The sequence below is a fragment of the Flavobacterium sp. XS2P24 genome (assembly GCF_030010285.1).
Classification (GTDB): domain Bacteria; phylum Bacteroidota; class Bacteroidia; order Flavobacteriales; family Flavobacteriaceae; genus Flavobacterium; species Flavobacterium algoritolerans.
Genome location: NZ_JASCRU010000004.1, coordinates 137,860 through 162,950 on the forward strand (window position 1 = coordinate 137,860; position 25,091 = coordinate 162,950).

Annotated in this window: 24 protein-coding genes and 1 pseudogene; 2 read left to right on the forward strand and 23 right to left on the reverse strand. The window is 32.2% G+C overall.

Annotated features, from left to right (window positions below):
- Window positions 1-5 precede the first annotated feature (5 nt).
- From QLS31_RS05050 to QLS31_RS05105, 12 genes and pseudogenes are all read right to left on the reverse strand, one after another.
- Window positions 6-959, reverse strand: coding sequence for a glycosyltransferase family 2 protein (locus QLS31_RS05050; RefSeq protein WP_282742971.1), 954 nt, complete (start codon window positions 957-959; stop codon window positions 6-8).
- A gap of 165 nt (window positions 960-1,124) precedes the next feature.
- Window positions 1,125-2,138 carry a hypothetical protein gene (locus QLS31_RS05055; protein ID WP_282742972.1) on the reverse strand — a complete coding sequence of 338 codons (1,014 nt, stop codon included), beginning with the start codon at window positions 2,136-2,138 and terminating at the stop codon, window positions 1,125-1,127.
- Window positions 2,139-2,203: 65 nt separating this feature from the next.
- Entirely contained in the window at window positions 2,204-3,145 is a 942-nt protein-coding gene (locus QLS31_RS05060) for a glycosyltransferase (RefSeq protein ID WP_282742973.1), read from the reverse strand.
- Between the two features lie 7 nt (window positions 3,146-3,152).
- Window positions 3,153-3,935, reverse strand: a complete 783-nt coding sequence (locus QLS31_RS05065) for a glycosyltransferase family 2 protein (protein WP_282742974.1) — start codon at window positions 3,933-3,935, stop codon at window positions 3,153-3,155.
- Window positions 3,936-3,947: 12 nt separating this feature from the next.
- The gene (locus QLS31_RS05070; protein WP_282742975.1) at window positions 3,948-5,093 is read right to left on the reverse strand and encodes a glycosyltransferase family 1 protein; all 1,146 of its coding nucleotides are present in this window, start codon (window positions 5,091-5,093) and stop codon (window positions 3,948-3,950) included.
- Window positions 5,072-5,965: an SDR family oxidoreductase gene (locus QLS31_RS05075; protein WP_282742976.1), complete on the reverse strand. Its 894-nt coding sequence runs from the start codon at window positions 5,963-5,965 to the stop codon at window positions 5,072-5,074. Before QLS31_RS05075 ends, QLS31_RS05070 begins: the two co-directional genes overlap by 22 nt.
- Window positions 5,962-6,828, reverse strand: a complete 867-nt coding sequence (locus QLS31_RS05080) for a class I SAM-dependent methyltransferase (protein WP_282742977.1) — start codon at window positions 6,826-6,828, stop codon at window positions 5,962-5,964. The genes QLS31_RS05075 and QLS31_RS05080 overlap by 4 nt, the downstream gene beginning before the upstream one ends.
- The gene (locus tag QLS31_RS05085) at window positions 6,825-7,730 is read right to left on the reverse strand and encodes a methyltransferase domain-containing protein (protein ID WP_282742978.1); all 906 of its coding nucleotides are present in this window, start codon (window positions 7,728-7,730) and stop codon (window positions 6,825-6,827) included. Before QLS31_RS05085 ends, QLS31_RS05080 begins: the two co-directional genes overlap by 4 nt.
- A gap of 7 nt (window positions 7,731-7,737) precedes the next feature.
- Window positions 7,738-8,367 carry an acyltransferase gene (locus tag QLS31_RS05090; protein WP_282742979.1) on the reverse strand — a complete coding sequence of 210 codons (630 nt, stop codon included), beginning with the start codon at window positions 8,365-8,367 and terminating at the stop codon, window positions 7,738-7,740.
- Window positions 8,368-8,394: 27 nt separating this feature from the next.
- The gene (locus QLS31_RS05095) at window positions 8,395-9,663 is read right to left on the reverse strand and encodes an ABC transporter ATP-binding protein (protein WP_282742980.1); all 1,269 of its coding nucleotides are present in this window, start codon (window positions 9,661-9,663) and stop codon (window positions 8,395-8,397) included.
- A 319-nt stretch (window positions 9,664-9,982) separates the two neighbouring features.
- Window positions 9,983-10,213 (reverse strand): annotated as a pseudogene (locus QLS31_RS05100) (four helix bundle protein); the annotation flags it as partial.
- 123 nt (window positions 10,214-10,336) lie between these two features.
- Window positions 10,337-11,206 (reverse strand): ABC transporter permease, encoded by an 870-nt coding sequence (locus QLS31_RS05105; RefSeq protein WP_282742981.1) that lies wholly within the window; start codon window positions 11,204-11,206, stop codon window positions 10,337-10,339.
- Between the two features lie 614 nt (window positions 11,207-11,820).
- Between QLS31_RS05105 and QLS31_RS05110 the strand changes: the two genes are divergently transcribed.
- Both QLS31_RS05110 and QLS31_RS05115 read left to right on the forward strand, forming a co-directional pair.
- Window positions 11,821-12,333: a hypothetical protein gene (locus tag QLS31_RS05110; RefSeq protein ID WP_282742982.1), complete on the forward strand. Its 513-nt coding sequence runs from the start codon at window positions 11,821-11,823 to the stop codon at window positions 12,331-12,333.
- A 187-nt stretch (window positions 12,334-12,520) separates the two neighbouring features.
- Window positions 12,521-13,258, forward strand: coding sequence for a CpsB/CapC family capsule biosynthesis tyrosine phosphatase (locus QLS31_RS05115; protein WP_282742983.1), 738 nt, complete (start codon window positions 12,521-12,523; stop codon window positions 13,256-13,258).
- Between the two features lie 74 nt (window positions 13,259-13,332).
- Here the strand turns inward: QLS31_RS05115 and QLS31_RS05120 are convergent, their stop codons facing one another.
- The 11 genes from QLS31_RS05120 to QLS31_RS05170 form a co-directional block, all read right to left on the reverse strand.
- Window positions 13,333-15,282 (reverse strand): nucleoside-diphosphate sugar epimerase/dehydratase, encoded by a 1,950-nt coding sequence (locus QLS31_RS05120; protein WP_282743055.1) that lies wholly within the window; start codon window positions 15,280-15,282, stop codon window positions 13,333-13,335.
- A 168-nt stretch (window positions 15,283-15,450) separates the two neighbouring features.
- Complete coding sequence (locus QLS31_RS05125) at window positions 15,451-16,590, reverse strand: DegT/DnrJ/EryC1/StrS family aminotransferase (RefSeq protein WP_282742984.1); 1,140 nt, start codon at window positions 16,588-16,590, stop codon at window positions 15,451-15,453.
- 102 nt (window positions 16,591-16,692) lie between these two features.
- The gene (locus tag QLS31_RS05130; protein WP_282742985.1) at window positions 16,693-17,265 is read right to left on the reverse strand and encodes a sugar transferase; all 573 of its coding nucleotides are present in this window, start codon (window positions 17,263-17,265) and stop codon (window positions 16,693-16,695) included.
- 47 nt (window positions 17,266-17,312) lie between these two features.
- Window positions 17,313-18,266, reverse strand: a complete 954-nt coding sequence (locus QLS31_RS05135) for a UDP-GlcNAc--UDP-phosphate GlcNAc-1-phosphate transferase (protein WP_282742986.1) — start codon at window positions 18,264-18,266, stop codon at window positions 17,313-17,315.
- Between the two features lie 103 nt (window positions 18,267-18,369).
- Window positions 18,370-19,239 carry a glucose-1-phosphate thymidylyltransferase RfbA gene (gene rfbA, locus QLS31_RS05140; RefSeq protein ID WP_282742987.1) on the reverse strand — a complete coding sequence of 290 codons (870 nt, stop codon included), beginning with the start codon at window positions 19,237-19,239 and terminating at the stop codon, window positions 18,370-18,372.
- Between the two features lie 97 nt (window positions 19,240-19,336).
- Complete coding sequence (rfbB, locus tag QLS31_RS05145) at window positions 19,337-20,383, reverse strand: dTDP-glucose 4,6-dehydratase (protein ID WP_282742988.1); 1,047 nt, start codon at window positions 20,381-20,383, stop codon at window positions 19,337-19,339.
- A gap of 1 nt (window position 20,384) precedes the next feature.
- On the reverse strand, window positions 20,385-21,245 hold the full coding sequence (gene rfbD, locus QLS31_RS05150; RefSeq protein ID WP_282742989.1) for a dTDP-4-dehydrorhamnose reductase: 861 nt from the start codon (window positions 21,243-21,245) through the stop codon (window positions 20,385-20,387).
- Window positions 21,238-21,789, reverse strand: a complete 552-nt coding sequence (rfbC, locus tag QLS31_RS05155; RefSeq protein ID WP_282742990.1) for a dTDP-4-dehydrorhamnose 3,5-epimerase — start codon at window positions 21,787-21,789, stop codon at window positions 21,238-21,240. The genes rfbD and rfbC overlap by 8 nt, the downstream gene beginning before the upstream one ends.
- Window positions 21,790-21,796: 7 nt before the next feature.
- The gene (locus QLS31_RS05160; protein WP_282742991.1) at window positions 21,797-22,690 is read right to left on the reverse strand and encodes an NAD-dependent epimerase/dehydratase family protein; all 894 of its coding nucleotides are present in this window, start codon (window positions 22,688-22,690) and stop codon (window positions 21,797-21,799) included.
- 221 nt (window positions 22,691-22,911) lie between these two features.
- Window positions 22,912-23,955, reverse strand: a complete 1,044-nt coding sequence (locus QLS31_RS05165; RefSeq protein WP_282742992.1) for a hypothetical protein — start codon at window positions 23,953-23,955, stop codon at window positions 22,912-22,914.
- Window positions 23,955-25,088, reverse strand: coding sequence for an NAD-dependent epimerase/dehydratase family protein (locus QLS31_RS05170; protein ID WP_282742993.1), 1,134 nt, complete (start codon window positions 25,086-25,088; stop codon window positions 23,955-23,957). The genes QLS31_RS05165 and QLS31_RS05170 overlap by 1 nt, the downstream gene beginning before the upstream one ends.
- Between the last annotated feature and the right edge of the window lie 3 nt (window positions 25,089-25,091).

A 25,091-nucleotide genomic window follows, 5' to 3' on the forward strand; every position in this document is an offset into this window, starting at 1 on the left:
AGTTTTTAGTTCTTTCGGTACAAAAATGGAAAAAGGATTTGTCTTTGTCTAATTATTGGAAAATATTTGATACTTAAAATCGAAAAAAATAATTCAGGAATACCTCTAACTAAATATCCCCAATAAAGAATATGATTCCACAAGGAATTACCATCGCGAAATTTAAAAAACCATAACCATTTTAATAAGGTATCTTTATTTTTTAGGGCAATATCATTTTGATAACTCCATTCCAATAGTTCTTTGTATAACTTGACATTGTAGACCTTATACAATGTATCATCGGTAAAAACATTAACATCATGAACCCCCCTTTTTGCTACAGGCTTATCTATTACGCTAGGTAACAAACAACATTTTAAAGCCATTTTAAAAATAATATCCGAATCTTCAGCTACCATTAATGACTCATTAAAAAAACCAGTGCAGTCAAAAACAGTTTTTTTTATCGTAATCCCATTTAAATGCAAATATCCGTATTTACTTGAAACAATACCATCAAAAAGTTCATTAGGCAGTAATTTCTTTACAACTGTATTTAATTTTAATTTGTCTTGTTCCAAAGGTGTTACTTGTCTGTAAAAATGAAATCCTACCGCATTATAAACACCATCGCAGTTTTTATCTCCGTGAAAGATCGTAATGTCGTTTCTAAATCGATGTTCCAAGTAATAATCATCGGCATCTAAAAAAGAAATGTAATCTCCAGTCGCTTTTTGAATCCCTAAGTTTCTCGTAGCAGAACGTCCTTTGTTGATAATATTTTCGTGATGGTAAATTTTAATTTTAGCATTAACAAGCTGCAAGGATTTAACAATCTGCAAGGTCTTATCTGTACTGCCATCGTCAACAACAATAACTTCACTTACTTCAGGTTGCTGCAATGCAGAAACAATTGCAGTTTCTATAAATTGCTCCACATTATACGCTGGAATAATAACTGATATAGAAAAAAGCATTTTTGTCTTCATTTATTGTTTACAAAACAAAATTGGAATAATTTAAGTCTCAATCTAACAACAAGGAATAATATTACAATTATAGCAGTAATTTAAACCCTAATTTTTTTAATAATGAAATAGTGTAATTCTCTCAATTTTTATTAAACCTTTGTTGCTTATACACTATATTTTTTTTACAATTAGAGTTCGTTTTTTTAAAATACTTTTTATAATTTTTTTTATAATTTGTGGTGTTAACCGTAAAACTCTTGACCTGAAACTTTTTGTTTGAAATACATCTAACAATACATATTCTTCAATTTTCACAGGACCCACTTTTCGATGATTTTTTTTGAATTCTTTTAATACTAATTTAAACAAGCTAGTAGGTACCCAGCTGAGATTAAGACTATTCATTTTTATAAATGTGGTAGAATTAAGATGATAGCAATAAAAAGCACCATGATTATTAGTATATATTTTTTTCAAATAACGTCCTCCTAAAGGTACATTATAGACATCATATCCATGTTCTTGACAAATACAATCGTCAAATGACTCTTTATCAATGATTTTATTAAGTCTAATACTTTTTATTTTTTCTTGTTCCTTGTAGGCTTTGTATGCTCTCATTTCAGTAAAAGCATAATCTGGATTGTTTAGAAAATCTATTTTTTGCTCATTTAAATAATCTTCATCCACAAACAAATCGTTAATTTTATTAACATATCCATCTACAACATCAAAAGAAGAAATATAGCCATTCATACAAATTCCATTGCATTGCTCCGTACAATCAAAATCTTTAAACTTATACTCCTGGTCTTCAAGATTTGACAAAATCATATTATCAGAATCAAAATGCCAAAAAGAATCAATATTATTCTTTTTAATAAAATTATGAATGTAAAACCACCTTTTAAAAACAAATTTTGTCCAAAACTCTTTCTTATGCTTTATTCCAGCAATGTGTTTAAATACTGTTTCAAATTTTAAAATTTCAGCACTGTTATCGTAATCTTTAAAATAGTAATGTTCTACATTAGTAATTTTTGCAATATTTTTATTTTCCTGATCTCCAAGTAAAATAATTCTACATTCTGGATTTGTTAGTTTAACTTGTTTTAAAGTATATATTAGATATGGCGAATTCCCATAATGGCAAAACAGGATACATTTTTTATCTTTTATTTTCATTCAATTTAATATAATTGTGCGTTTTTTTTATAAACTTAAGAAGTAAATATTTTTGTTATAAATGTTTAAAATCTTTTTTGTAAATATCTCACTAAAGGAAAGTATTTAACACTTAAATATGTAAACAAAAGCTTTGGAACTCTCCTATTTAATTGCACCCAGTAAAAAAAATATTTGTATTTTCTCTCTTGTTTTCTATATTGTAAAATCCATATTCTTTCCAGAAACCTTTCAATCGTTGCCATTGAAACATTATTTTTAGAACACCATGCATACATAGACTCGTATAGTTTTATATCGCTTACTTCATATAAATCTCTATTACTAAATGCATTATTGGTGTGAATACCTCTTTTAGCTACTGATTGGGTGATATTTCCGGTCACTAGCGTACATTTAAGTGCTAAACGCCAAAACAAATCAGAATCTTCAGATACAATTAGTTTTGTATTAAATAAACCAATTTTTTCAAAAACCTCTTTTTTCAAGGTAAGACCATTAATATGAAAATAGCCATAAGTTCCATTAAGTAATGCATCAAATAATCTTTTGGGTTCGATATTTTGTGTCAGTGTAAATTGGCGCTCCATTTCATTTTTGTATTCAATAGCAACCGGATTATAAAAATGAAAACCTACAGCATTGTACACCCCATCACAATCCGGCAGAGTAGCAAAGAATTTAAAATCATTGTTAAAGCGATTTTCTAGGTAATAATCATCCGCATCTAGGAAAGCAATATAATCTCCAGTCGCTTTTTGAAGACCTAGATTCCGACTGGCAGAACGGCCTTTGTTTGCACTATTAGGATGCTGATACAAGTGCATACGAGTTTGTTCCTGCTGCAAGTATTCCAATAGCGCTAGCGAACCATCAGTGCTGCCATCATCTACTACTATAATCTCAGTCACTTCGGGCTGTGCAATTACGGATGCTATCGTTTTTTCAAGGAAGCGCTCGCAATTGTACACCGGAATAATAACCGAAAGGGTAAAATGATTCTCCATAACAATCTTAAAATTTATCTAATAAGCCTAACCTAATTAACCAATTAATTTTTCGAGATTTTCTTAGATTCCTAATGATTCTTTGCTGCATAAAATATTCTTTCAAATCAATCAGGAGCACTGGAAACTCTGTTTCTAAAACCTGAGTTCTCTCGGCCTCCATAATGGATTGATTTTCTGGTATTGAACTGATTCCGTCTTTGTAAAATATCGAAAAAACAGCATCTACCTTTCGGTAGGTTACATTATGTTTTAGTATCGCCTGAAGCAATAATTTCCAATCAGCCACTATTTTTAAACTCTCGTCATAATACCCTACTCGCTCAAATACAGATTGATGAATAAACGTACATTGATGGCAGGGCAAATTGTTATGTAAATACGAAAAAGAAAGTACAGCAGGATTCTCTAATACATACGAATTCTCTTTATGAATAACATTTATATTAAAGTATATAACATCCTGTTTGAAAAGATGTTTTTGAACTTCTTGCAAAGACAAAGTATTTATAAAATGATCACCGCTATTCAAGAAAAACAAATATTCACCAGTAGCCATAGCAATGCCTTTGTTCATGGCGTTGTAAATGCCCTTATCAGGTTCACTAATCCAATACGTAATGTTATTAGTTTGACTTTCTAAATAAGCTGCACTTCCATCTGTAGAACCTCCATCAATAACAATGTACTCAAACTCTTGCCATGTTTGGCTCGTGACACTTTCGACGGTTTTTTGCAAACCAAGAAAATTATTGTAGTTGATGGTTATAATGGAAAGTTTTTTGTTCATTTTAAATAAAGACTAATTGTTATTTGTCAGCATCTTTAACTTAATAGCAAAGTTTTTAATATTTTCAGAATAGTCTAAATCATATTTCAATTTATTCATTGAATTACTGATTACCTCATCAATTTTATGTGCCAAATCACTAGCGTCATTAGGATTAAAAAAATAGCCTTTATCGCCAAGTTGTTCTTTATGTACACTAATATTAGAGACAATTAAAGTTTGATTTAGCGCTTTAGCATCTTCAACTACGGTACTCCATCCTTCAAACAAAGAGGGCTGAATGACTGCTTGCGCATTTTTCATCAACACAAGTTGATCTATCCTATCTATAAAACCTAAAAACAGTATTTCATTTTCTAATTGATAATCTATGACTTTACGTTTCAAATTAGTAGTATAGTCAGGATTCCTGTAATCATACTCTTTACCTGTAAAAACAATTTTTACAGCAACCCCTTTATCCTTTAAAATCTTAACCGCTTTTATTATGGAAATATGATTTTTATGTTGCCAAAACTGATTCGGCGAGAAAAAGTAATCTCCTGTAATCCCGTATCTTTCTTTAACGCTTTTTATGTCTTCCTCAATTAAAGCAGGATGTATGACTGCAAACTGCAGTACTTTTTTTTCGTTTTTTGAATCGGGGTAAAAGGTTTTAAAATCATCTAAAGCGGATTGACTACTAAAAACAATTTTATGATTTAACTCAATCATCTTAAGGTACCTCTCATGACGCATTTTTACATCTTCTGCTGAAAAAAAATCAGGAAGGAATTTTTCTTGTAAATCAGGAACCCAAAACACTAAATCACTTACATGTTTCAAATGAGTGGGCACATCAAAAAGTGGAAATAACCAATTTAACTGAATTTTTTTGGAAATAAATTTATTTTTGAAAATTTTAAAAGAAACCTTATTAATAAATCCTTCCACTTTATTAAAGCGAATAATTTCGCTTACAAATTTCATTTTTGGGTATCCGGTAACTTTTTTTAATTCCTCAAAACCTTGTTTATCACTTGTCAAAATATGCAATTGAAATTGCTCTTTTTTGGGTAGGTAGTTTAGCGAACGAATCAAATTTTGGATATAGTAAGCACCACCAATCCAATCTTCATTGTAACTGTAAATAATTCCTATTCGTTTTCCTTGAGCCATTTTGCATATTTCTTTAGTCCCAAATGTAAATTAAATTGAGGTTGAAACCCCTTTCCTTTAAGGATTTCCATATCAGCAAGCCAATTATTTGGGTCGCCTACTTTGATTTCCTCATTAAATACTACTTCCTTATTGGGAGAAAACACTTTAATAAATAATTGTGCCGCCTCGGCAATTGTCGTTTCAATATTACTAGCAACATTATAAATGGAACCTTGAAAAGGTGAATGCTGAATTACTAAATCAATAATTTGCAGTAAATCATCAATGTAAATAAAATCCCTAGTTTCATTGCCTGTTCCAAAAAGTGAAATTACATCACTTTGAAGCGATTTCTGGTATAAATCCCAAAACAATTGCTTTTTCAACCTTGGCCCGTAAGCCGAAAAGACTCGTAAACTGCAGGTATTCAATCCAAAAAACTTGTGATATTCCGCAAGCAACAACTCGCTTTGCAATTTATGAAAACCATACGGTGACAAAGGTTTGCAACTACTATTCTCTGTAATGGGCAAAAATTGGGGGTTACCATAGACGGCAGCGCTCGAAAAATTGATAAACTTACATAGCGGATTATAATCTCGGATTGAAACTAATATTTTTTGAACATTAACTACATTGAGTTCAAAATCTTTAGAAGGATTCTCAAATGAGAAACCCACATGAGCAGAACCAGAAGCATTTATACAAACCTCAAATTGATGCTCTTTGAATAATATGGAATAATCAGAATTCTGACGATTAATTTTATAAAAGTTGTCGACCGATGATTCATTGACATCAGCTTGCCATACTTCAAGTCCTTTAGATTGAAAATAATCTACACAATGACTTCCTATAAATCCTCTTGAACCTATGATTAAGATTTTCATTTTTTGATACATAAATAAGAATACATTCTACCAGATATTTTTTTCTCATCGTAAACACTTTCCTTACTTAAACCTATCTTTTTAAAATACATTTCTTGCAAAAAAGATATTTTTGATAAGACTCCTATTTTTTTATTTAGATTTAAAAGTGCTTTGCTTTTCGCAAATTCAAACATATTAGAAATCTCTTCTTTTGAGGAAGGATAATAGTTTATTATATTATCAAAATACTTTATTTCCTCTTCAATTTTCAAACCCGCTTTTATCATAGCTGTTTTATATTCACTTGGAGTAAATGCATTTTCTCCTCCGTAAAACTTTTGAAGCGGATGGTTATTTAAAAACCATTCTTTGTCACGTTCATCAAAAATGATATGATCACGAATCGTTATGAATAAACCGTTTTTCTTTGTTACTCGACTTGCCTCAGCAACAAACTTTTCTAAATCATAGGCATGATGCATGCATTGACGCACATAAACAATATCAAAACTCTCATAAGGTAGTTGAAGTTCTTCTGCAAAAGCTTCAAAAACTTCTAAATTAGTTAAATTATAATGTGTTTTTAATTTTCTTATTGCACCTGCCCCAACAGTATCGCTTGAATCAGGTTCTATAGTCAGAACATTATAACCTTTGAGAGCTAGAGCTACTGCACTTATTCCGTTTCCACTACCAATATCTAATAAAGTTCTTGCATCAGGTTGATATTTTTTTAACAATTGAAGTGTTTCAATAAACTCCTCACTTTGCATAAAATTTTCCACATTTAAAGATAAATCTGAATCAAAATAGGCTTTATCAACCAATTCTTTATATTCAGGTTGCGTCCTAATAAATTCTATGGTTTCTTCCCAAGTCATTTCGTTTTTTTTATAAACTTAATACAAGCTATACTTCTACAATGAGCTGCTCCATCATCTAACTTACCTTTTCCTGTATGTGGATTATAAGATTTGACTTCTGATAACTCATTTCTTTCTGCAAATCTCCAACCTGCTGTTTCGTATTTAAAATAGTCTGATTTAATAGTTCCTTTTGCTTCAAACAAATCAAATACTTTTTGCAACATTTCATCATCAAACTGTTGGAAGAAACCGTGATTTTCAAATTTACCGTAAGGAAAAGTAATCAACAACTGCCCTCCATTTTTTAAAACTCTCAATAATTCTTCTACAACTTTTAAATACTCATAACTCTTGTTTGCTACAACATCCAAAGTTGATTTTAAATCGTAGCCATAAATTGAATTATCCATATCAATATGTTCAATGGTAGATTGGCAAACAATTTCCTCGAAAAAAGTATCTTTGAATGGTAATTCTCTCAAATCACCATAAACATAAGATATTCTTTTATAATTGTAACTCTTGTCTTCGGGATAAAAAGTGTAAATATACTTGTCTTTATTTTCGATTAATTCATTACTCAATAAATAATCAAAATTAAATGTTGAACCAGCGTCAAGAAAAACCGTTTTGCCTTTTTTCAGGTTGGCAAAAATCCAAGGGTATTCAACAATTCTTTCATCTAAACGATAACCGTAGTTATCTGGCATCGTTTTCTTAGAAAATCTATCTAAAAAAGCATCATCAGAAATACTTTTATGAATTGATTTTTGTTTATGGTTAGCATAACCTTCTGACCATGGAATCTGACCGTTTTTAAAGAAATTTACTTCATTATTATTTTGACCCTCTTTTAATTTCTGAGCATCTTGATTTAAGCAATAATTATACGCCTTTTTAATAATTTTTTTTAACATAAAGGGTTTATGAAATATTTTTTATGAAAACTGCAGGATTCCCTGCAACCATTGTAAAGGGTTCTACATTCTTAAGTACAACGCTTCCGGCTCCAATTATTGCTCCTTTTCCAATTCTAACTCCTTTTAAAATGCACACATTATAACTAATCCAAACATTATCTTCTATAATAATTGGTGCAGATTCCACATTAACATTTCCCGTTGGATGACCTTTAATCAACATTTTAATATAAGATTCCTTCCTTTCTAGATAGTTTTCTTCGTGAGAATTCGTATCAATAATATTGCAATTATGTGATATTAATACATCGTTCCCAATTGTAATTTCATTTGCACTCCAAATTTGAGTTCCAAATCCAATATAACAATTATTCCCTATGTTAATATTTCCATAATGAGCAAAGAGCAATAAAGTTCCTCTTACATGAGTATTTATCCCGATTTTAATCTTTGTCTTATCTTGCTGCAAATTAACAACTTCGGCTTGTTCATAAAATTTGGATTTTTCTCCAATACTAACTTGTCCCAAACATTTACTGCTTTTTAATTCAATATTACCAATATTCAAATAAGGATTATTCGAACCCATTTTTGAATTAAGAAGTTTGGCTACTATTTTCTGTAAAAATTTCATAATTTAATTTTACAATAATTTTGCTAATTATTTATCCATCCTTAAACTCCAATTACAATCTACAAAAACACAACCATAATCATTACCGGTATAAATATGCAAATCAGAACCTGTTTCAACAATCTCAAAAGATAGACAATCATCTAAACAATCGATCATAACTATATTAGGGACATGCAATGCAAAAGTTAAATTAAATTTATTTGGCACTAAAAATTTTACTGGTAATTGTACTTCTAAATTACAAATACCACTAGTAATTATTATAGTATCTATTTTAATTTCTGATGTAAATATCACTCTCTCATTTCTATCGACCACTCTAAAACCCAGGTGGGCATTAAGATGTTTTTCAGCAACTTTTACTTTAAGTTTTACAGTGATTGTTTCATCAAAACCAAACTCAGTTCGATTAACATTCATTTCATCAACTAAAGATAAACTCACAAATCCAGATTCTTTTACATTATCATTATTATAATTCCCTTTATACCCATCATATTGATTGGATTGCAAATAATAATCAATACCATCATCCGTTTTACCTTCAAAAACAATCATCCCGTTTTCCATCATAATGGTTTTAGTACACAACTGTTTTACCGCCGCCATATTATGACTCACAAACAAAATTGTCCTACCGCCCGTTCTGGAAATATCCTGCATTTTCCCGATGGCTTTTTTCTGAAATTCAGCATCACCTACCGCCAAAACCTCATCTATTATCAAAATTTCAGGCTCTAGAAATGCCGCAACTGCAAAAGCCAAACGCACATACATTCCACTGCTATAGCGTTTTACAGGGGTATCAATATAACGCTCACAACCTGAGAAATCAATAATTTCATCGAGTTTTGCCGTGATTTCTTTTTTAGTCATTCCCAAGATAGCGCCATTCAGGTAAATATTTTCCCTGCCGGTCATTTCACCGTTAAATCCGGTTCCTACTTCAAGTAATGAAGCCACACGACCACCAAACTTAATACTACCGGTTGTAGGAGCTGTAACGCGGGATAAAATCTTTAATAAAGTAGATTTCCCTGCTCCATTTTTTCCAATAATCCCAATTACCTCGCCACGTTCTACCTCAAAATTGATATCCTGTAGCGCCCATACATAATCACTTGTCCCTTTTATAGTGCGGTCATTAGTATCTCCAATTTTTAAATACGGATCTTCTTTCCCGCGAAGCTGGTGCCACCAGCGGTTCAAGTCATGCGTTAACGTTCCAGTACCCACTTGACCTAAGCGGTATTGCTTAGAGATGTTCTCGGCCTTTAATATAATGTCTTTCATTTTTTTTAGTGAGAAGTGAATCGTGAATCGTGAAAGTGAATCGTGAAAGTGAGTGGTAAATCGTGAATGGTAAATCGTGAATGGTGAATCTTGAGTGGTGAAAGGAAATAATTAATAATCACTTTTCACTTCTAACTGTTCACCATTAACTTCTCACCTTTCACTACTAACTTCTACCTGTTCACTATTCACTTCTCACCTTTCACTTCCTATTTATATAATTCTTAAATCAAATCAAAAGTTTCTTAACCTCCATGAGTTGCAATTCAAAAGCATCCTCTTTTGTTATAAATTCTAATCGCATCGCAATTAAATATTAAGTTTCTAACTCTGAAAGTGACCCAATGGAAATATACAGAAACTGTATGAACTCCTTATCGCCTTTTCGCGCTGCTCCTTCGGCAATATTTGATGGAATCGATACAGCAGCCCTTCTCATTTGACTTGTTAAACCGTACTTCTCAGTGTCAGGAAACAGCTTTGTAATTTGATAGACTTTAACTACTAAATCCATACTCCTCTTCCAAACATCCAAATCTTTATGGTCCATATCCTATTTTTTTTTGTAAATAATGAATTGTAAGTAGATTGCTTGTCATAATAAACTAATCTTTTCACTTCTCACTATTCACTTCTCACTCTTCACTTCTCACTCTTCACTTCTCACTCTTCACTAAACTGTATCAATAAAACTTTTTTCGGTGTGATTGAATAATACAATTCCAATTAATAAAACAACTACTGTAACTATAAAGGTGTAAATCATTCCCCAAACCGGTAATTCTCCAATACCCAGTAACATATAACGTGTTGTTTCAATACAATAAGCCAGCGGATTATATTTAACAATCCAAACATAGTCCGGCATTTTCTCTTGGATTAAACTCATAGGATACACTACCGCAGAAACATACATCAATAGCTGCACTCCAAAACCTATTAAATACGTTAAATCCCTATATTTAGTGACCAAAGCAGAAATTATCATTCCCAAGCCTAAGCCTAACATTCCCATTAATACAATAATAAACGGAAAAAATACGGTAGCACCAGTAAAATGAATAGAAGCTCCTTTAGCATAAAAATAGATATAAAAAGCCAAAAAAATTAATAGTTGAATGACAAACTTAATCAAGTTAGAAATAACTACAGTCAATGGGGCGATAATCCGTGGAAAGTAAACTTTACCAAAAATGCCTGCATTATTACCAAACGTATTGGAAGTACCGTTAAGACAAGTCGTAAAATAATTCCAAACGGTTATACTTGCCAGATTGAATAAAAAAGGAGGTACATTCCCCGTACTGATTCCAGCAAGATTATTAAAAACAATAGTAAAAGTTAGAGAAGTAAATAAAGGTTGTATGAGATACCATAGTGGTCCTAAAACCGTTTGTTTATAAACCGTCACCACATCTCTTTTTACAAAAAGCAACAGCAAATCACGGTATTGCCAGACTTCCTTGAGATTAAGTGAGAAGAATTTATTTTTAGGTGTTATTTCAAACAGCCACGTGGTATTGGTTTGTTCGGGTTGGTTCATTGGTTTAATCTAAATCCCTAAAGTTAATTTTTGTCATTTCGAACATCTCAATTCGAGCGGAGTCGAGAGACAGAAGCTATTTTACTTTACTAACTAAACGGTATCATTACGAAGCAAATATAAATAATTTGTATTTGGTATTTCCTTAAAAATAGTGACGTATTCTATTAATTCTTAAATAATATCTACTACTAAAGTTAAATGAGATAAAATTCACGGTAAAAACGAAACTTTTGGATACGCTTCGCTGCTCTAACTAACAGTTTTAAGGCAAAGCCAATCTGGTGTAAGAGATATTTTCAGCGAATATACTATTACATTACAAATAACACCAACAATTAACAACCTATCGACAACTTTGATACACAAGAAGCTTATCCATCTATTTTTTGGTAGAATCTTCTGAGTCCTTTTACTAATTTTTTACACTTTTCAGAAATGATTTCCTCTTGAAAACCATGAAGTAACTTTTTATAGAAAGAATTTTAATTGTGATTTAAATCCAATACATTTACGTACTGGTTAAATTAAAATAAGCTTTTTAAAGGCATTATACAGTCACTTCAGACGAACTTACAGTAGTTGTAAAATACTATCGAAACCCAAAACACACAATGGAAAAATACGTACGACAATTAATTTCAATAGAATTTGAAGACAAAAAAGACATCTTTAGTGGTTTTCTTATCGATTGGACTGAAGATTGGATTTTATTAAAAAATAATCCTGTAGATTTTATAATTGATGGATTCACGATACTAAGGAACAAAAATGTAAAATCAATTATTCAAGACAAAGATCATGAATTCACAGAAAGAGTAATCAAACTTAAGGGTCTTAAAACAAGCGCAGAGGAAATAATCCCTCTTAAAGATTTGCATTCAATTATACCCTTTCTAGCGAATAAATATGAAATTTTTCAGATTACAAAAAAGTCAGATAAAGCAGTTTATCTCGGCAAACTAATAGACCTAAACGAGAAAGAACTGGTAATAAATTTTTTAGGGACCGAGGGTAAATTTGACGGCGAAATGAGTTTTAAGCAAAACAAAATAAGAGTTATAGAATTTGACACTGATTATATCAATTCTTTAAAACTAATTGTTGACGAAGAAAAGAAAAAATAATGGACTGTTATTAACCATCCTTTCGTTTTAATTTCCAAGTATTATTTTCGTATTACATAAATCAATGTATGAGCATGGCTGTAGTAGTATTTATCTACTAAACTGCATCATCGTTTATGGAGGATAAAAACACTCAAACCTGCATATTGATTCCAAAAAACCAAACACTTTTCATTATCTTTGCAGTATGTTAACATTCTTCCAATCAAAACCCATACTCAAAGATTTAATTCCAGATCACCATATTGATATACACTCTCATTTGTTACCGGGTATAGATGATGGTGCAAAAAGTTTTGGAGATACGCTAAGATTAACTCAAGCATTACTGGACATGGGGATTTCGGAGTTTATTACCACTCCGCACATTATCCAACATGTTTGGGACAACACACATGAACAAATTCTGGAAAAGAAAGCCACAACAGTTTTAGAACTGGAAAAGAATAACATTACTGTTCCTTTTAATACGGCTGCTGAATATCTTATGGACGATCAGTTTGTAAGGCTTTTTGAATCACATAATTTATTGACTCTAAAAGAGAACTATGTTCTTGTAGAAATGTCATACATAAACCCTCCAATTCAGTTATACTCTATACTATTTGACTTACAAGTGGCAGGTTACATTCCCGTATTGGCACATCCGGAACGGTACTTATTTTATCATAATAATTTTAACGAATACCTTAAACTAAAAAGAGCAGGCTGTTTATTCCAGCTGAATTTATTATCAGTAGTTGGGTATTATGGCGCTGCAATCACTAAAATTGCAGAGCAATTATTACAAAAAGGAATGTATACCTACGTAGGTTCTGATGTACACCATGATAATCATATTGCTGCCTTCAAACAAAAAATAAATCTGAAAGACAGCACTCCACTTAAAGAAGTAATAGCCAATAATCAATTTTTCAAATTGTGATAATCGTTGTTTTATAAATAAAAAGGGCCCAAAGCAATATCACTTTGGGCCCTTTCAATCTAATAATTTTTTTGTTACTTATCCAACAACTCAAAAGTTGAATTCATACTTTTAAACTCAGGTACAATTTGTTTCATTTTTAGTACAATTTGATCATTATCAAAATGATTTGCAATGCTTATAAGCTCTTCAATATGTGTACCTAAAACCTCAAACTCTTCTGAAATTTCTTCAGAAATCATAATTTTTTCATGATACGTTGGAAGTGTTTTTGAGGTATCATTCAATAATTCTTCATATAATTTCTCCCCGGGTCTCAATCCTACAATTTCAATTTTGATATCTTTTTCTGGTATAAAACCAGCTAACTTGATCATCTTTCGGGCCAGATCGATAATTTTAACTGGCTTGCCCATATCAAATATATAAATCTCTCCTCCATTACCCATGGCTCCCGCCTCTAAAACTAATTGACACGCTTCAGGTATCGTCATAAAATACCTTATGATATCTGGATGTGTAATCGTAATAGGTCCTCCATTTGCAATTTGCTTAGTAAACAACGGAACAACTGATCCGTTAGATCCTAAAACATTTCCAAAACGAGTGGTAATGAATTTAGTAGCATTCTTTTCACCGTTATTTTTATTTTTCAATTGTAAAGATTGCACATATTTTTCAGCAATTCTTTTACTGGCACCCATGACATTACTAGGATTTACTGCTTTGTCAGTAGATACCATTACAAATTTTTTGACTTTGTAAAGGCATGACAAATCGGCAATATTTTTAGTACCCGCTATATTGGTAAGAATAGCCTGAGAAGGATTTTCTTCCATCAAAGGGACATGCTTATAAGCTGCTGCGTGAAAAACTACTTGAGGCTCATATTTTTTAAAAACGCTATTCATAGCTTCTTTATTCCTTACGTCAGCGATTACAGCATGCATTTTAGAACTAGATTCTAAACCACCCATTTCAAGACACATGTGATGCAATGGCGTTTCGGCCTGATCTAAAATAATAACAACCTTAGGACTAAAACCTAATACCTGGCGCACAATTTCACTACCTATTGATCCTGCGGCACCAGTGATCAAAACAGTTTTATCTTTTAATTGTTTAGAAATCGATTTGTTATCTAATACGATAGGTTTTCTTTCCAGTAAATCTTCAATTTGAATATTTTTTACTTTTTGGCTAATCTCTTTTTGATTCTCCCAATCAGAAATTAATGGCACAGTATATACCGTATAGTTGAATTCTAAACATTGATCTACAATTACTAATTGTTCCTCTTTTGACAAACTTTTGTCAGCAATGATAACAGCTTGAGCGTTTACGGAACGCATTAATGGTGGCAATTTTTTCTTTTTAATCAAAATTGGCAAATCCAGCATACGCTTTGTTGCATTTTGATTATTCTTATCAACAAACCCAACAATTTTAAATCGGGAGGGTGTTTCAAATTTTAAAGCATTAGCTACCGATATAGCATTGGCATCTGTACCATAGATTATGGTTCTGATTAATTTATTCGTCCCTTGTTCTGAAAAATAGATCTCAAAAGTTTGTTTGATTATTACCCGGTATAAAAATAATCCACAAAAGGAAAGTACTATGTTTATGAAAAAAGCAGTATTTAAAAATGCTTTCTCTCCATACAACAACTCGTATGCAAAATTAAAAAAAAGAAACAGGACTAAAACTGCCATTTGTGAGAACAAAAGCTTAACGGCGTCAATATAAGAAGAATGCCTGATGATCCCGGAGTAGGTCCTAAACAACCAGAAAAAGAAAATATTTACGCCAAACAAGGCCACTATAAACCTAAAACTGTGCGGGTTAGTAATATAATCTAACCCCGTTCCTTTAAAAATAAGAATGGTAAAAAAGAACGACAGTACCAAAACCGAAAAATCCATCATAACAATAATCCATCTGGGAAGATAGCGCAAATTATGAATGCTGAACTTCAAGTTTTCTCTTGAAAAAAAATTTGGGTTTACTGATGATGAACCCATGTTTTTAGTAGTATTCAAAATAGATATATTTTTAACTTTACTGCTTTTACTAAAGCAAAATTAACGATTAATAAATTGAAAAAAGCAAACAATCAATTCAATTTTAAAATTGATTAATCGAAACAAGTACACTACAAAGTAACAGTCTATTTACAAACTAGTTACTTTCTATTTTACAAATAATTTTAAAACAACACTTTTTATCCTTTCACAATCTGCTTCAGTCAGATTACAGCCTGATGGCAAACAAAGTCCATTATCGAAAAGTTTTGACGCAATACCACTTCCATAGAAGGGGTAGTTACAAAAAACAGGTTGTAAATGCATCGGTTTCCATAAAGGTCGGGATTCAATATTTTCCGCTCTCAGCTCTAGTCGTAAAGTCTCCCTAGTGATTCCATTCGTTTCTATTGGATCTATTAGAATAGTATTTAACCAATAATTAGCTTCATAATTAGTGTTGGGTACTTCGAAAACGGTTACCCCTTTTATATCCCTAAATAATGCTATATAAAAATCATGTATCGCTCTTTTTAAACCGATATGATAATCCAACACTTCCATTTGGCCGCGACCGATACCTGCACATATAGTGCTCATTCTGTAATTATATCCTATTTCACTGTGCTGATAATGTGGCGCATCATCTTTGGCTTGCGTTGCCAAAAAAATAGCTCTATTTTTTAATGCCTCAGAAGTAGTTATAATGGCTCCACCGGCGGAAGTAGTTATAATTTTACTTCCATTAAAAGATAAAACGGCTATATCGCCAAAAGTACCACACTTTTGACCCTTATAACGGCTTCCCAAGGCTTCAGCACTATCTTCAAGAATGGGAATACAGTATTTATCCGCAACTGCTCTTATGGCTTCTATTTGATACGGAGTGCCGTATAATTGTACAGCAATAATTACTTTTGGGGTAACACCCTTAGACCTACTGTCTAGAATCGCCTCTTCAAGCGCAATGGGACATAAATTCCAAGTTTCAAGCTCACTATCAATAAAAACAGGAGTTGCACCTTGATATAAAATAGGATTGGCAGATGCTGAAAAAGTCATACTCTGACAAATTACGACATCTCCCGCCTTAACCCCCAAAAGTATTAATCCCAGATGAATAGCGGCAGTTCCTGAATTTAAAACTGCAACATGATGTGAACCTAAATACTTTTCTAAATTTTGTTCAAAATAATCTATGTTAGCACCAACAGGAGCAATCCAATTCGAATCAAATGCTTCTTGGATGTATTTCTGTTCGTTGCCTCCCATATGAGGAGGTGAAAGCCAAATTTTGTTTTTTCCCATCTTCTAGAAAATAAAATCTATGGAAGTTAATTCTGCTAAAGTAATAAAAAACACCTCCATAAATCTGAGTGAAATAGTATATTCTTTTTACTATCGGTTGTGCTATTTTTTAAAAAAAGTAAACCAAACAGTTTTCAAAATAATTAGTATATCTCCTCCAAAACTTCGATTGTAGTAATACGCTAGATTCAGCCGTACTTTATCCGGGAAAATAATACTGTCATTATAAGCTAAAGGCGACTCTTGCTTCTCCAACAAGAACTCTTCTTTATTATATTTTAGGGAAGCTAAACTGGTTAATTCTGGCTTCAATTCTAATATTTTACGATTTTCACCTTCTAATAAATCATAATAACCCGATAAATCTGGTCTTGGACCCACCACGCTCATATCCCCTTTTAGAATATTATATAGTTGAGGTAATTCGTCTAATTTATAATTTCGAAGTAGCTGACCTATTGGGGAAATACGAGCATTTTCTGAAGGTGATGAAATTGGAATGGTACGGAGTTTATATATTTTAAATTTCTTGCCATATTGACCAATACGCTCTTGGATAAAGATTCCATTCGTCCGCGTATCGATAACAGCCAGCAGCCAAGAAATCAATACAACCCAAAAAAATAAGAGAAGTGTGAAGAGGGAAAAAATAATATCAAAAAAACGTTTTATCATACCTACAAAGTATTTTATTCTTGATAAAAATACAAGTGAAAAACGGATTAAGAATTCCCCAGAATCATTTTACGAGTAACGAAATTTCGAACAAGTAAATAAATAAACGTCTGTAGCAATAAAAATCCACCCATAAAAAATAGGGTTAAATACCCATTGACATCCATATAAACAACCAATCTATTTATTCCTAATTGAAATACTGCATAAATAAACGCAACTAAAACATGGGAATAGCCCATTTCATTAGCCAGATATTGATACAAATGAGAACGGTGTGGCTGAAATATATTTTCTTTTCTAAGTAATCTGGTAATGATGGTAATGATAGCATCAATTCCATAAACCGAAAAGAAAAGAATGTATCCCAATTGCCCTGAGTCTTTAATCGTTTTTATCATAAAATACCCTAAAAAAAGTGCCATACTAATACTGCCAACATCACCCGCAAAGGTTTTTGCCTTTTTACGAACATTAAATATCCCAAAAGCCAAACAAGATAATCCCATAGTAATTAATAATGGTAAACTAGGTTTGTTGATGGGTAAAAAAGAAAAACTAACTATAGCTGTCAAAGCATATAAAACAGTTATTCCATTAATACCATCCATGAAGTTGAATGCGTTTACCCAACCTATGAGTAATACAAACACTACAGGAAGTAGCCACAAAGGTTCATAAAACAAATTCAGCTCATAAAAAACCAAACCAACAGCAAATACATGTGAAACAAATCGTGGTAATTGAGGTAAGGGTTTAATGTCGTCAATAAAACTAACCACTGCAACCAATACCACTGCAAGTGTTACCGGCCAAGAAACGTATCCTAACAAACAAGCTATACTTATGGCTATTGGAAAAATAATACCACCACCTCTTAAAGTAATAGAGGTATGGGATGATCTACTATTGGGTTTATCGATGATATTGTATTTATCCGCTATTTTAAAATAAAAAAGCTCAATACCTATCAATAAAATAATTAATGCAATATATATCATGTTTTAAACTCTGTTTTGGCTGTTATTGAGCCCCTTAATTTTTATTACTGAACATGATCACTGAACACTAATAAATCAACACTAATTACTGATTACCAATTACTTACAACTTATTCTTCAACAACCCCAAAAGATACTCTCCATAACCCGATTTTTTCAAAGGTTCAGCCAGTTCTTTAAGTTGTTGTTCTGTAATAAAGCCTTGCCTCCATGCAATTTCTTCGATGCAACCTACTTTCAATCCTTGACGCTCTTCAATAACTTGTACAAATTGTCCAGCCTGCATTAAACTGTTAAAAGTCCCTGTATCCAACCAAGCCGTTCCTCTGCTTAAAATACCTACTTTCAAAGCTCCTTTTTCCAAGTACACTTTGTTCACATCGGTGATTTCATATTCTCCACGAGCACTGGGCTTGATATTTTTGGCAATTTCGACTACTGAATTATCATAAAAATACAAACCTGGCACTGCATAATTTGATTTGGGTTCCAAAGGTTTTTCTTCAATCGAAAGTGCTTTAAAATTAGAATCAAACTCAACTACACCGTACCGTTCCGGGTCAGAAACGTGATACGCAAACACTACCCCACCTTCAGGATTAGTATTGGATTGCAACAACTCATCCATATTAGAACCAAAGAAAATATTATCCCCTAAGACTAAAGCTACACTGTTATTTCCTATAAATTCTTCACCAATAACAAAAGCTTGCGCCAAACCATTAGGAATAGCCTGTTCTGCATAACTGAATTGACAACCTATTGCAGCTCCATCTCCTAATAACTTCTTGAAATTAGGTAAGTCATGTGGCGTAGAAATAATTAATATTTCATTAATTCCAGCCATCATTAAAGTAGACAACGGATAATAAATCATAGGCTTGTCATAAACAGGCATCATTTGTTTGCTCATCGCTAAAGTTAATGGATGCAAACGGGTTCCTGAGCCTCCTGCTAATATAATTCCCTTCATATTTTTTTGACTTTTCGTCTTTCGACTTTAAACTTTTGACTAATTTTTCACAAAACGAAATACTGAAACCTGATTACTGAACACTGATCACTGAACACTAATGATACTGTTTTTCGTAATAAGTGGCATACTCCCCAGAAGTGATATTGTTCAACCAGGTTTGATTTTCCAAATACCAATTTACAGTTTTTTCTAACCCCTGTTCAAAAGTAACCGATGGCTTCCATCCGAGCTCTTTGTTTATCTTAGAAGCGTCAATGGCATAGCGCAAATCATGTCCTGGGCGGTCTTTCACATAAGCGATCAATTGCTCCGATGTGTCTGAAACCCTTCCTAATTTTTCATCCATTATTTTGCAAAGCAATTTAACCAAGTCAATGTTTTGCCATTCATTAAAACCGCCAATATTATACGTATCGTGGTTGACACCTTCATGAAATACTAAATCAATCGCCACGGCATGATCTTCAACAAAAAGCCAATCACGCGTGTATTTCCCATCGCCATAAACAGGTAGAGGTTTATTTTGAATAATATTATTAATAAACAAAGGAATTAATTTTTCTGGAAAATGGTAAGGCCCATAATTATTGGAACAATTCGTCAATACATAAGGCAAACCGTACGTTTCCCCATACGCTCTTACAAAATGATCCGAACTCGCTTTAGAAGCAGAGTACGGAGAATTAGGGTCATAAGCTGTAGTTTCGGTGAATAATCCTTCAGCACCTAAGCTACCATAAACCTCATCGGTACTGATATGGTAAAAACGTTTTCCTTCATAATTACCTTGCCAAATAGTTTTAGCAGCATTTAACAGGTTCATCGTTCCAATAACATTTGTTTTCACAAAAGATAACGGATCAGTGATAGAACGATCCACATGGGATTCAGCAGCAAGATGCAAAACGCCATCAAATTGATGCTCCGCAAATAATTGATCTATAAATATAGCATCAACGATATCTCCTTTTATAAAAGTATAATTAGATGCTGCCTCTATATCAACAATATTCTCCAAATTACCTGCATAAGTAAGGGCATCCAAATTGAATATTTGATACTGAGGATATTTGTTTACGAAACGTCTTACTACGTGAGATCCAATAAAACCGGCTCCACCAGTTATTAATATTTTTTTCATTTTATATAATTTTTAAACATTTTTCCAAACTATCTTTATAATTCGGCACTACAACTCCAAAAGTATCTTTTATCTTAGTTTTATCCAATAAAGAATATTGAGGGCGTTTTGCTGGTGTTGGATATGCCGAGGAAGAAATTCCGCTGATTTCACAATCAAAACCTCCTATTTCTTTTATTGCCAATGCAAATTCATACCAACTGATCTCTCCTTCATTGGAAAAATTATAAATACCTGCCTGCCAATTATCATGTATCAATATCGTCATGAGGGCTTGAGCTAAATCTGCGGCATAAGTAGGACTTCCTATCTGATCATTTACAACATTTAAGCTATCCCTTTCTTGCATCAATCGAGACATCGTTTTTACAAAATTATTTCCAAAACTGGAATACACCCAAGAAGTCCTGATAATAATTGTAGTCGGATTTTCTTGCAAGGAGGCCTTTTCACCTGCCAGCTTAGTCAAACCATAAACATTAATAGGATTCGTCAAAGCTGTTTCAGTCAATGCAGTAGCTGCAGTACCGTCAAAAACATAATCGGTAGAAACATGTATCAATTTACAGCCATTGGCCAGACTCCATTTTGCAATTACAGCAACTGCTTGGTGGTTTAAAACATCCGCTAATTCAGGCTCGGACTCTGCCCTGTCTACAGCAGTATGTGCCGCACAATTAATGATAAATTGCGGATTAATGGTGGTTAATTTAGTTTCTAAAGCTACTAAATCACACAAATCCAGTTCATCTCTATCTGTAAAAAACCATTCAAACTGAGTATAATTTTTTGACAATACAGCCAATTCAGAACCCAATTGTCCTTTAGATCCCGTAACTAAGATTTTTCCTTTATTATTCAAAACTCCAATCTATTTCATTAAAACTAGGCAAAATTAAATCTTTTTCTGAAACAACAATCTCTTTAGAATCTAATTGCCAATCTATTGCAAGAGTAGGGTCATCATAACGAATTCCTCTCTCACTTTCTTTATGGTACAGTTGATCTACTTTATACATCACAGAGGCAGTTTCACTCAAAACCGAAAAACCATGAGCAAAGCCATGAGGTACCATTAATTGTTTTTTATTATCCGCACTTAAAACCACACTGAAATGTTGCCCATAAGTAGGTGATTTTTTTCGCAAGTCTACAGCTACATCAAGGATTTCTCCCTCTAAGACGCGAACCAATTTAGCTTGCGCAAAAGGATTAATTTGCAAATGCAATCCGCGAATCACTCCACGCTTTGAAAATGATTGGTTGTCTTGAATGAACTGATATTTTATCCCATTTTCATGAAATTGAGCTCGGTTGTAGGCTTCAAAAAAGTACCCCCTTGAGTCTTCAAAAACTCTAGGAGTTATGATTACTAAATCTTGTATAACTGTTTTTTCAATAGTCATATTATAATTATTTTTTAAATGATTGAAATGTTTTTAATAAACCTTCTTCTGATTGTATTGGTAAAGGTTTACCCATTGCTATTACAATTTTTCGATTACTAACCACATAATTCTCCGTTAATTTTTGTAGGCGTTCTGAGTTGAGTGGAAAATGCAAATAATCTCCTAGTTTAGCAACCCCTTTAACCAAAGAGGAGCTTATATTCCAAATGTTACTTTTTTTATTTAAACTCGTCCCAAGCAATTGAATTAATTGATTCGTTGACAAAGGCACATCATCTGAAACCTGATAGACTCCTGAAGTTATAGCGCTATTTTCTAATAATTCTTTAATAACAAAACAAAGGTTTTCAATGCTTAAAAAAGATCGCTTATTTTTGAAATCCCCAAGTGGCCATGGCAATCCTTTAGCAACTAATTGATACAATAAATTTAAATTCCCTTTATTACCAGGACCATGAATCATACAAGGTCTTAAAATATAAACCCGTTTACCCTCTGGTATTTCTTTATTCAAAATGTACTGTTCAGCTTGCTGCTTTGCAATCCCATAATGAGTTTTGGGATCAGGTATTTCGTCTTCGCTTAATATTCCTTTAACTTCATCTGCCACCGCTTTTACCGTACTCATAAAAATAAAAATGGATGCCTCTGATACTATGAAAGCATCAAACAATTGCTTGGTCAACTCAAAATTAGCTTCGTAATAATCCTTTGGTTTGGAAACCTTTTTCAAATCGTGCGCTTTGCCAGCTAGGTGTATTACTATGTCTGCCTTAATATCAAATTGCTGATCATGTTCATAACGAACACTCATAGTTTCTATTTCATATGTAGCCGTTAAATAGTTTTGAAGATTGTTACCAACAAATCCTGTGCCTCCTGTGATTATAATTTTCATTTATTTGAATTGAGATAAAGCCTCCTTATTTATTTATTTTTTAGTAATAATCAAAAAACCATCCTAACTTATTAGAGTACGTTATGGTAGAGTTCAAAAATATTTTATATTTTTTTTTGGCTTTTATTCGCTCCTGATTCATATTCGCGCACTACCGAAACTTTTGGATAGATTTTCAAAAATAAGCTTGAGATTCTTGATATAAAAATCCCCAAAAATACTTAATTATTCATTAGACCTTTCCAATCTTCTTTTTCAGACTTTACAAAAATATCTGATAACCAACCTTCTACAGAACATTTATAATATATACTTTCTGTAACATGTGCAATTGGACTAGAAAAGAAACTTTTATCTAAAACAATATTATTTCTATCAATCACGTAAAAAACATCCGGAGAATAAAATGGATATTTTTTAACTTCCGCATTTGTAGTTATCATTTTCTTACCAGATCCAATAGCCTCAAATGTACGCATTGTCAATCCTTTTTGACCAGGATGATTGATATCTAAAATCACATTAGACATTTTGTAAAGATTTACAATTTCATCGGTGCTGAGGCTATTAAAACTTAATTTTTTATAATCAAATTCTTTAAAACTTTTATCAAATGATTTTTTATACCAATATACAGCTTTGCTATGCATATAATAAAAAGTAAAAGTTGTAAGTCCATTTTTAGAACACCAATTTGAAACTTCAGTACTAATCAAATAACGATCTGAATGTGCTGTTCCTAAAAACAAAAGATCATATTTTTCATTAGATACATTATTTTTTTTGAAGTTTTTATATTTGTCTAAATAGAATAGCGGCCTAAAGCCAATATTATATTTTTCAGCATCTTCTAAATCAAAACTAAATCTTTTGTGAAAATATTTTAGTATTGTAGTAGGATGCGCATGGTTTGTAAAAGAATCCCAAGTAAAAAATATTAATTCACAATTAGGTTGCTGCTGCTTAAACTTTTTAAGAAATTCTACCGTGATTATCTCTCCTCTGTTAACAAATAAAAAATCAAAAGAAACACGCTCTGTCTCCTTTAAAATATCATGATAGTATTCATCAATTTTTTTTTGATAAAGGCTTCTTTTTAATCTAATTATTCCTTTGGTAAAATTATTATTAGAAGGTCTTTCATCATAATAAGTTACAATTGCACCATTTTCCTCCATTTTTTGCTTTATCTCTTTTTCAAGATTAAAAGTTTGAACGGAGAAAAACAATATTTTTTTACCTGAAATTTTATCTTTTAAGTTCATTATTTATACAATCCTTTTGCTTTCATTTCATCAATAGATTTTTGATAGTTATCCTTTTCTACCTCTTGCGTATTTACCCAGTTTGTAAACTCTTTTAATCCTGCCTCAAAAGAATACTTAGGTTCAAAACCTAATTTAGATTTAATTTTAGTTAAGTCAGCATAATTATGGCGAATATCTCCCAATCGGTAATTGCCACTGATCGTAAGTGGAACATCAACTCCATAATTTTTGATTAGATTAGTCGCAACGCTAATAACGTCTGTGGCAACTCCTGTACCTACATTAAAAACTTCTCCATCTGCGGTATCCTTTTCTATTCCTAAAATTGTTGCATCTACTACATCATTTATAAACACAAAATCACGTGTTTCTTTTCCGTCTTCAAAGATATTAATACCATTTCCATTTTTAATTTGAGTAGAAAAAATAGATAAAATTCCTGTATAAGGATTTTTTAAAGATTGTCCTGGTCCAAAAACATTTTGGTAACGGAATGCTACTGGTGCAATTCCCAAGGTTGGGCAAACAGTCATAATCATCTGCTCTTGATTCTGCTTGGTAATTCCATAAACCGAAGAGGGATGAATTTTAGATTCCTCGTCTGTCCCTACTAATTTTAAAATTTCTGAACCTGAAAATTTAACCTCAAAATCACCACCATCCATAAACTCTGATGTACGGTGTTGTGGGTAAACACTTTCACCTCTTTCATTAATATACTTTCCCTCGCCATAAATGGATCGGGATGAAGCAATAACTACTTTCTTTACTTGGTGTTTCGTATTGGCCAGTAAGTCTAACATTATAGCGGTACCGTTAACATTTACGTCAACGTATTTTTGTATTTCGTACATGGACTGACCAGTTCCAGTTTCGGCTGCATAGTGCACAATGATATCTTGTCCTTCAATAGCTTTAATCCAGTCTTGTTTTGATGTTACAGTACCTTTTATAAACTTTACTTTATCTGCAATACTTTTATACAATGGAGAATGTTGTTCCGGATTATCTCCATGAATTTGTGGCGAAAGATTATCTAAAACCGTTATTTTATGTCCTTTGTTTATTAATTTAACGGCAAGATTACTTCCTATAAACCCTGCTCCTCCTGTTATTAATATATTTTTCATGTC

Bases quoted from the DNA above. Each gene is read 5' to 3' on its own strand.
- QLS31_RS05125 (WP_282742984.1), bottom strand. From the start codon at position 16,590: ATGGGAAAAAACAAAATTTGGCTTTCACCTCCTCATATGGGAGGCAAC.
- rfbA (WP_282742987.1), bottom strand. From the start codon at position 19,239: ATGAAGGGAATTATATTAGCAGGAGGCTCAGGAACCCGTTTGCATCCA.
- QLS31_RS05065 (WP_282742974.1), bottom strand. From the start codon at position 3,935: ATGAACAAAAAACTTTCCATTATAACCATCAACTACAATAATTTTCTT.
- QLS31_RS05060 (WP_282742973.1), bottom strand. From the start codon at position 3,145: ATGGAGAATCATTTTACCCTTTCGGTTATTATTCCGGTGTACAATTGC.
- QLS31_RS05115 (WP_282742983.1), top strand. From the start codon at position 12,521: ATGTTAACATTCTTCCAATCAAAACCCATACTCAAAGATTTAATTCCA.
- QLS31_RS05090 (WP_282742979.1), bottom strand. From the start codon at position 8,367: ATGAAATTTTTACAGAAAATAGTAGCCAAACTTCTTAATTCAAAAATG.
- QLS31_RS05170 (WP_282742993.1), bottom strand. From the start codon at position 25,088: ATGAAAAATATATTAATAACAGGAGGAGCAGGGTTTATAGGAAGTAAT.
- QLS31_RS05095 (WP_282742980.1), bottom strand. From the start codon at position 9,663: ATGAAAGACATTATATTAAAGGCCGAGAACATCTCTAAGCAATACCGC.
- QLS31_RS05085 (WP_282742978.1), bottom strand. From the start codon at position 7,730: ATGTTAAAAAAAATTATTAAAAAGGCGTATAATTATTGCTTAAATCAA.
- QLS31_RS05055 (WP_282742972.1), bottom strand. From the start codon at position 2,138: ATGAAAATAAAAGATAAAAAATGTATCCTGTTTTGCCATTATGGGAAT.
- rfbC (WP_282742990.1), bottom strand. From the start codon at position 21,789: ATGACTATTGAAAAAACAGTTATACAAGATTTAGTAATCATAACTCCT.
- QLS31_RS05165 (WP_282742992.1), bottom strand. From the start codon at position 23,955: ATGAACTTAAAAGATAAAATTTCAGGTAAAAAAATATTGTTTTTCTCC.
- QLS31_RS05105 (WP_282742981.1), bottom strand. From the start codon at position 11,206: ATGAACCAACCCGAACAAACCAATACCACGTGGCTGTTTGAAATAACA.
- QLS31_RS05135 (WP_282742986.1), bottom strand. From the start codon at position 18,266: ATGATATATATTGCATTAATTATTTTATTGATAGGTATTGAGCTTTTT.
- rfbB (WP_282742988.1), bottom strand. From the start codon at position 20,383: ATGAAAAAAATATTAATAACTGGTGGAGCCGGTTTTATTGGATCTCAC.
- QLS31_RS05075 (WP_282742976.1), bottom strand. From the start codon at position 5,965: ATGAAAATCTTAATCATAGGTTCAAGAGGATTTATAGGAAGTCATTGT.
- QLS31_RS05120 (WP_282743055.1), bottom strand. From the start codon at position 15,282: ATGGGTTCATCATCAGTAAACCCAAATTTTTTTTCAAGAGAAAACTTG.
- QLS31_RS05070 (WP_282742975.1), bottom strand. From the start codon at position 5,093: ATGGCTCAAGGAAAACGAATAGGAATTATTTACAGTTACAATGAAGAT.
- QLS31_RS05110 (WP_282742982.1), top strand. From the start codon at position 11,821: ATGGAAAAATACGTACGACAATTAATTTCAATAGAATTTGAAGACAAA.
- QLS31_RS05080 (WP_282742977.1), bottom strand. From the start codon at position 6,828: ATGACTTGGGAAGAAACCATAGAATTTATTAGGACGCAACCTGAATAT.
- QLS31_RS05130 (WP_282742985.1), bottom strand. From the start codon at position 17,265: ATGATAAAACGTTTTTTTGATATTATTTTTTCCCTCTTCACACTTCTC.
- QLS31_RS05160 (WP_282742991.1), bottom strand. From the start codon at position 22,690: ATGAAAATTATAATCACAGGAGGCACAGGATTTGTTGGTAACAATCTT.
- QLS31_RS05050 (WP_282742971.1), bottom strand. From the start codon at position 959: ATGCTTTTTTCTATATCAGTTATTATTCCAGCGTATAATGTGGAGCAA.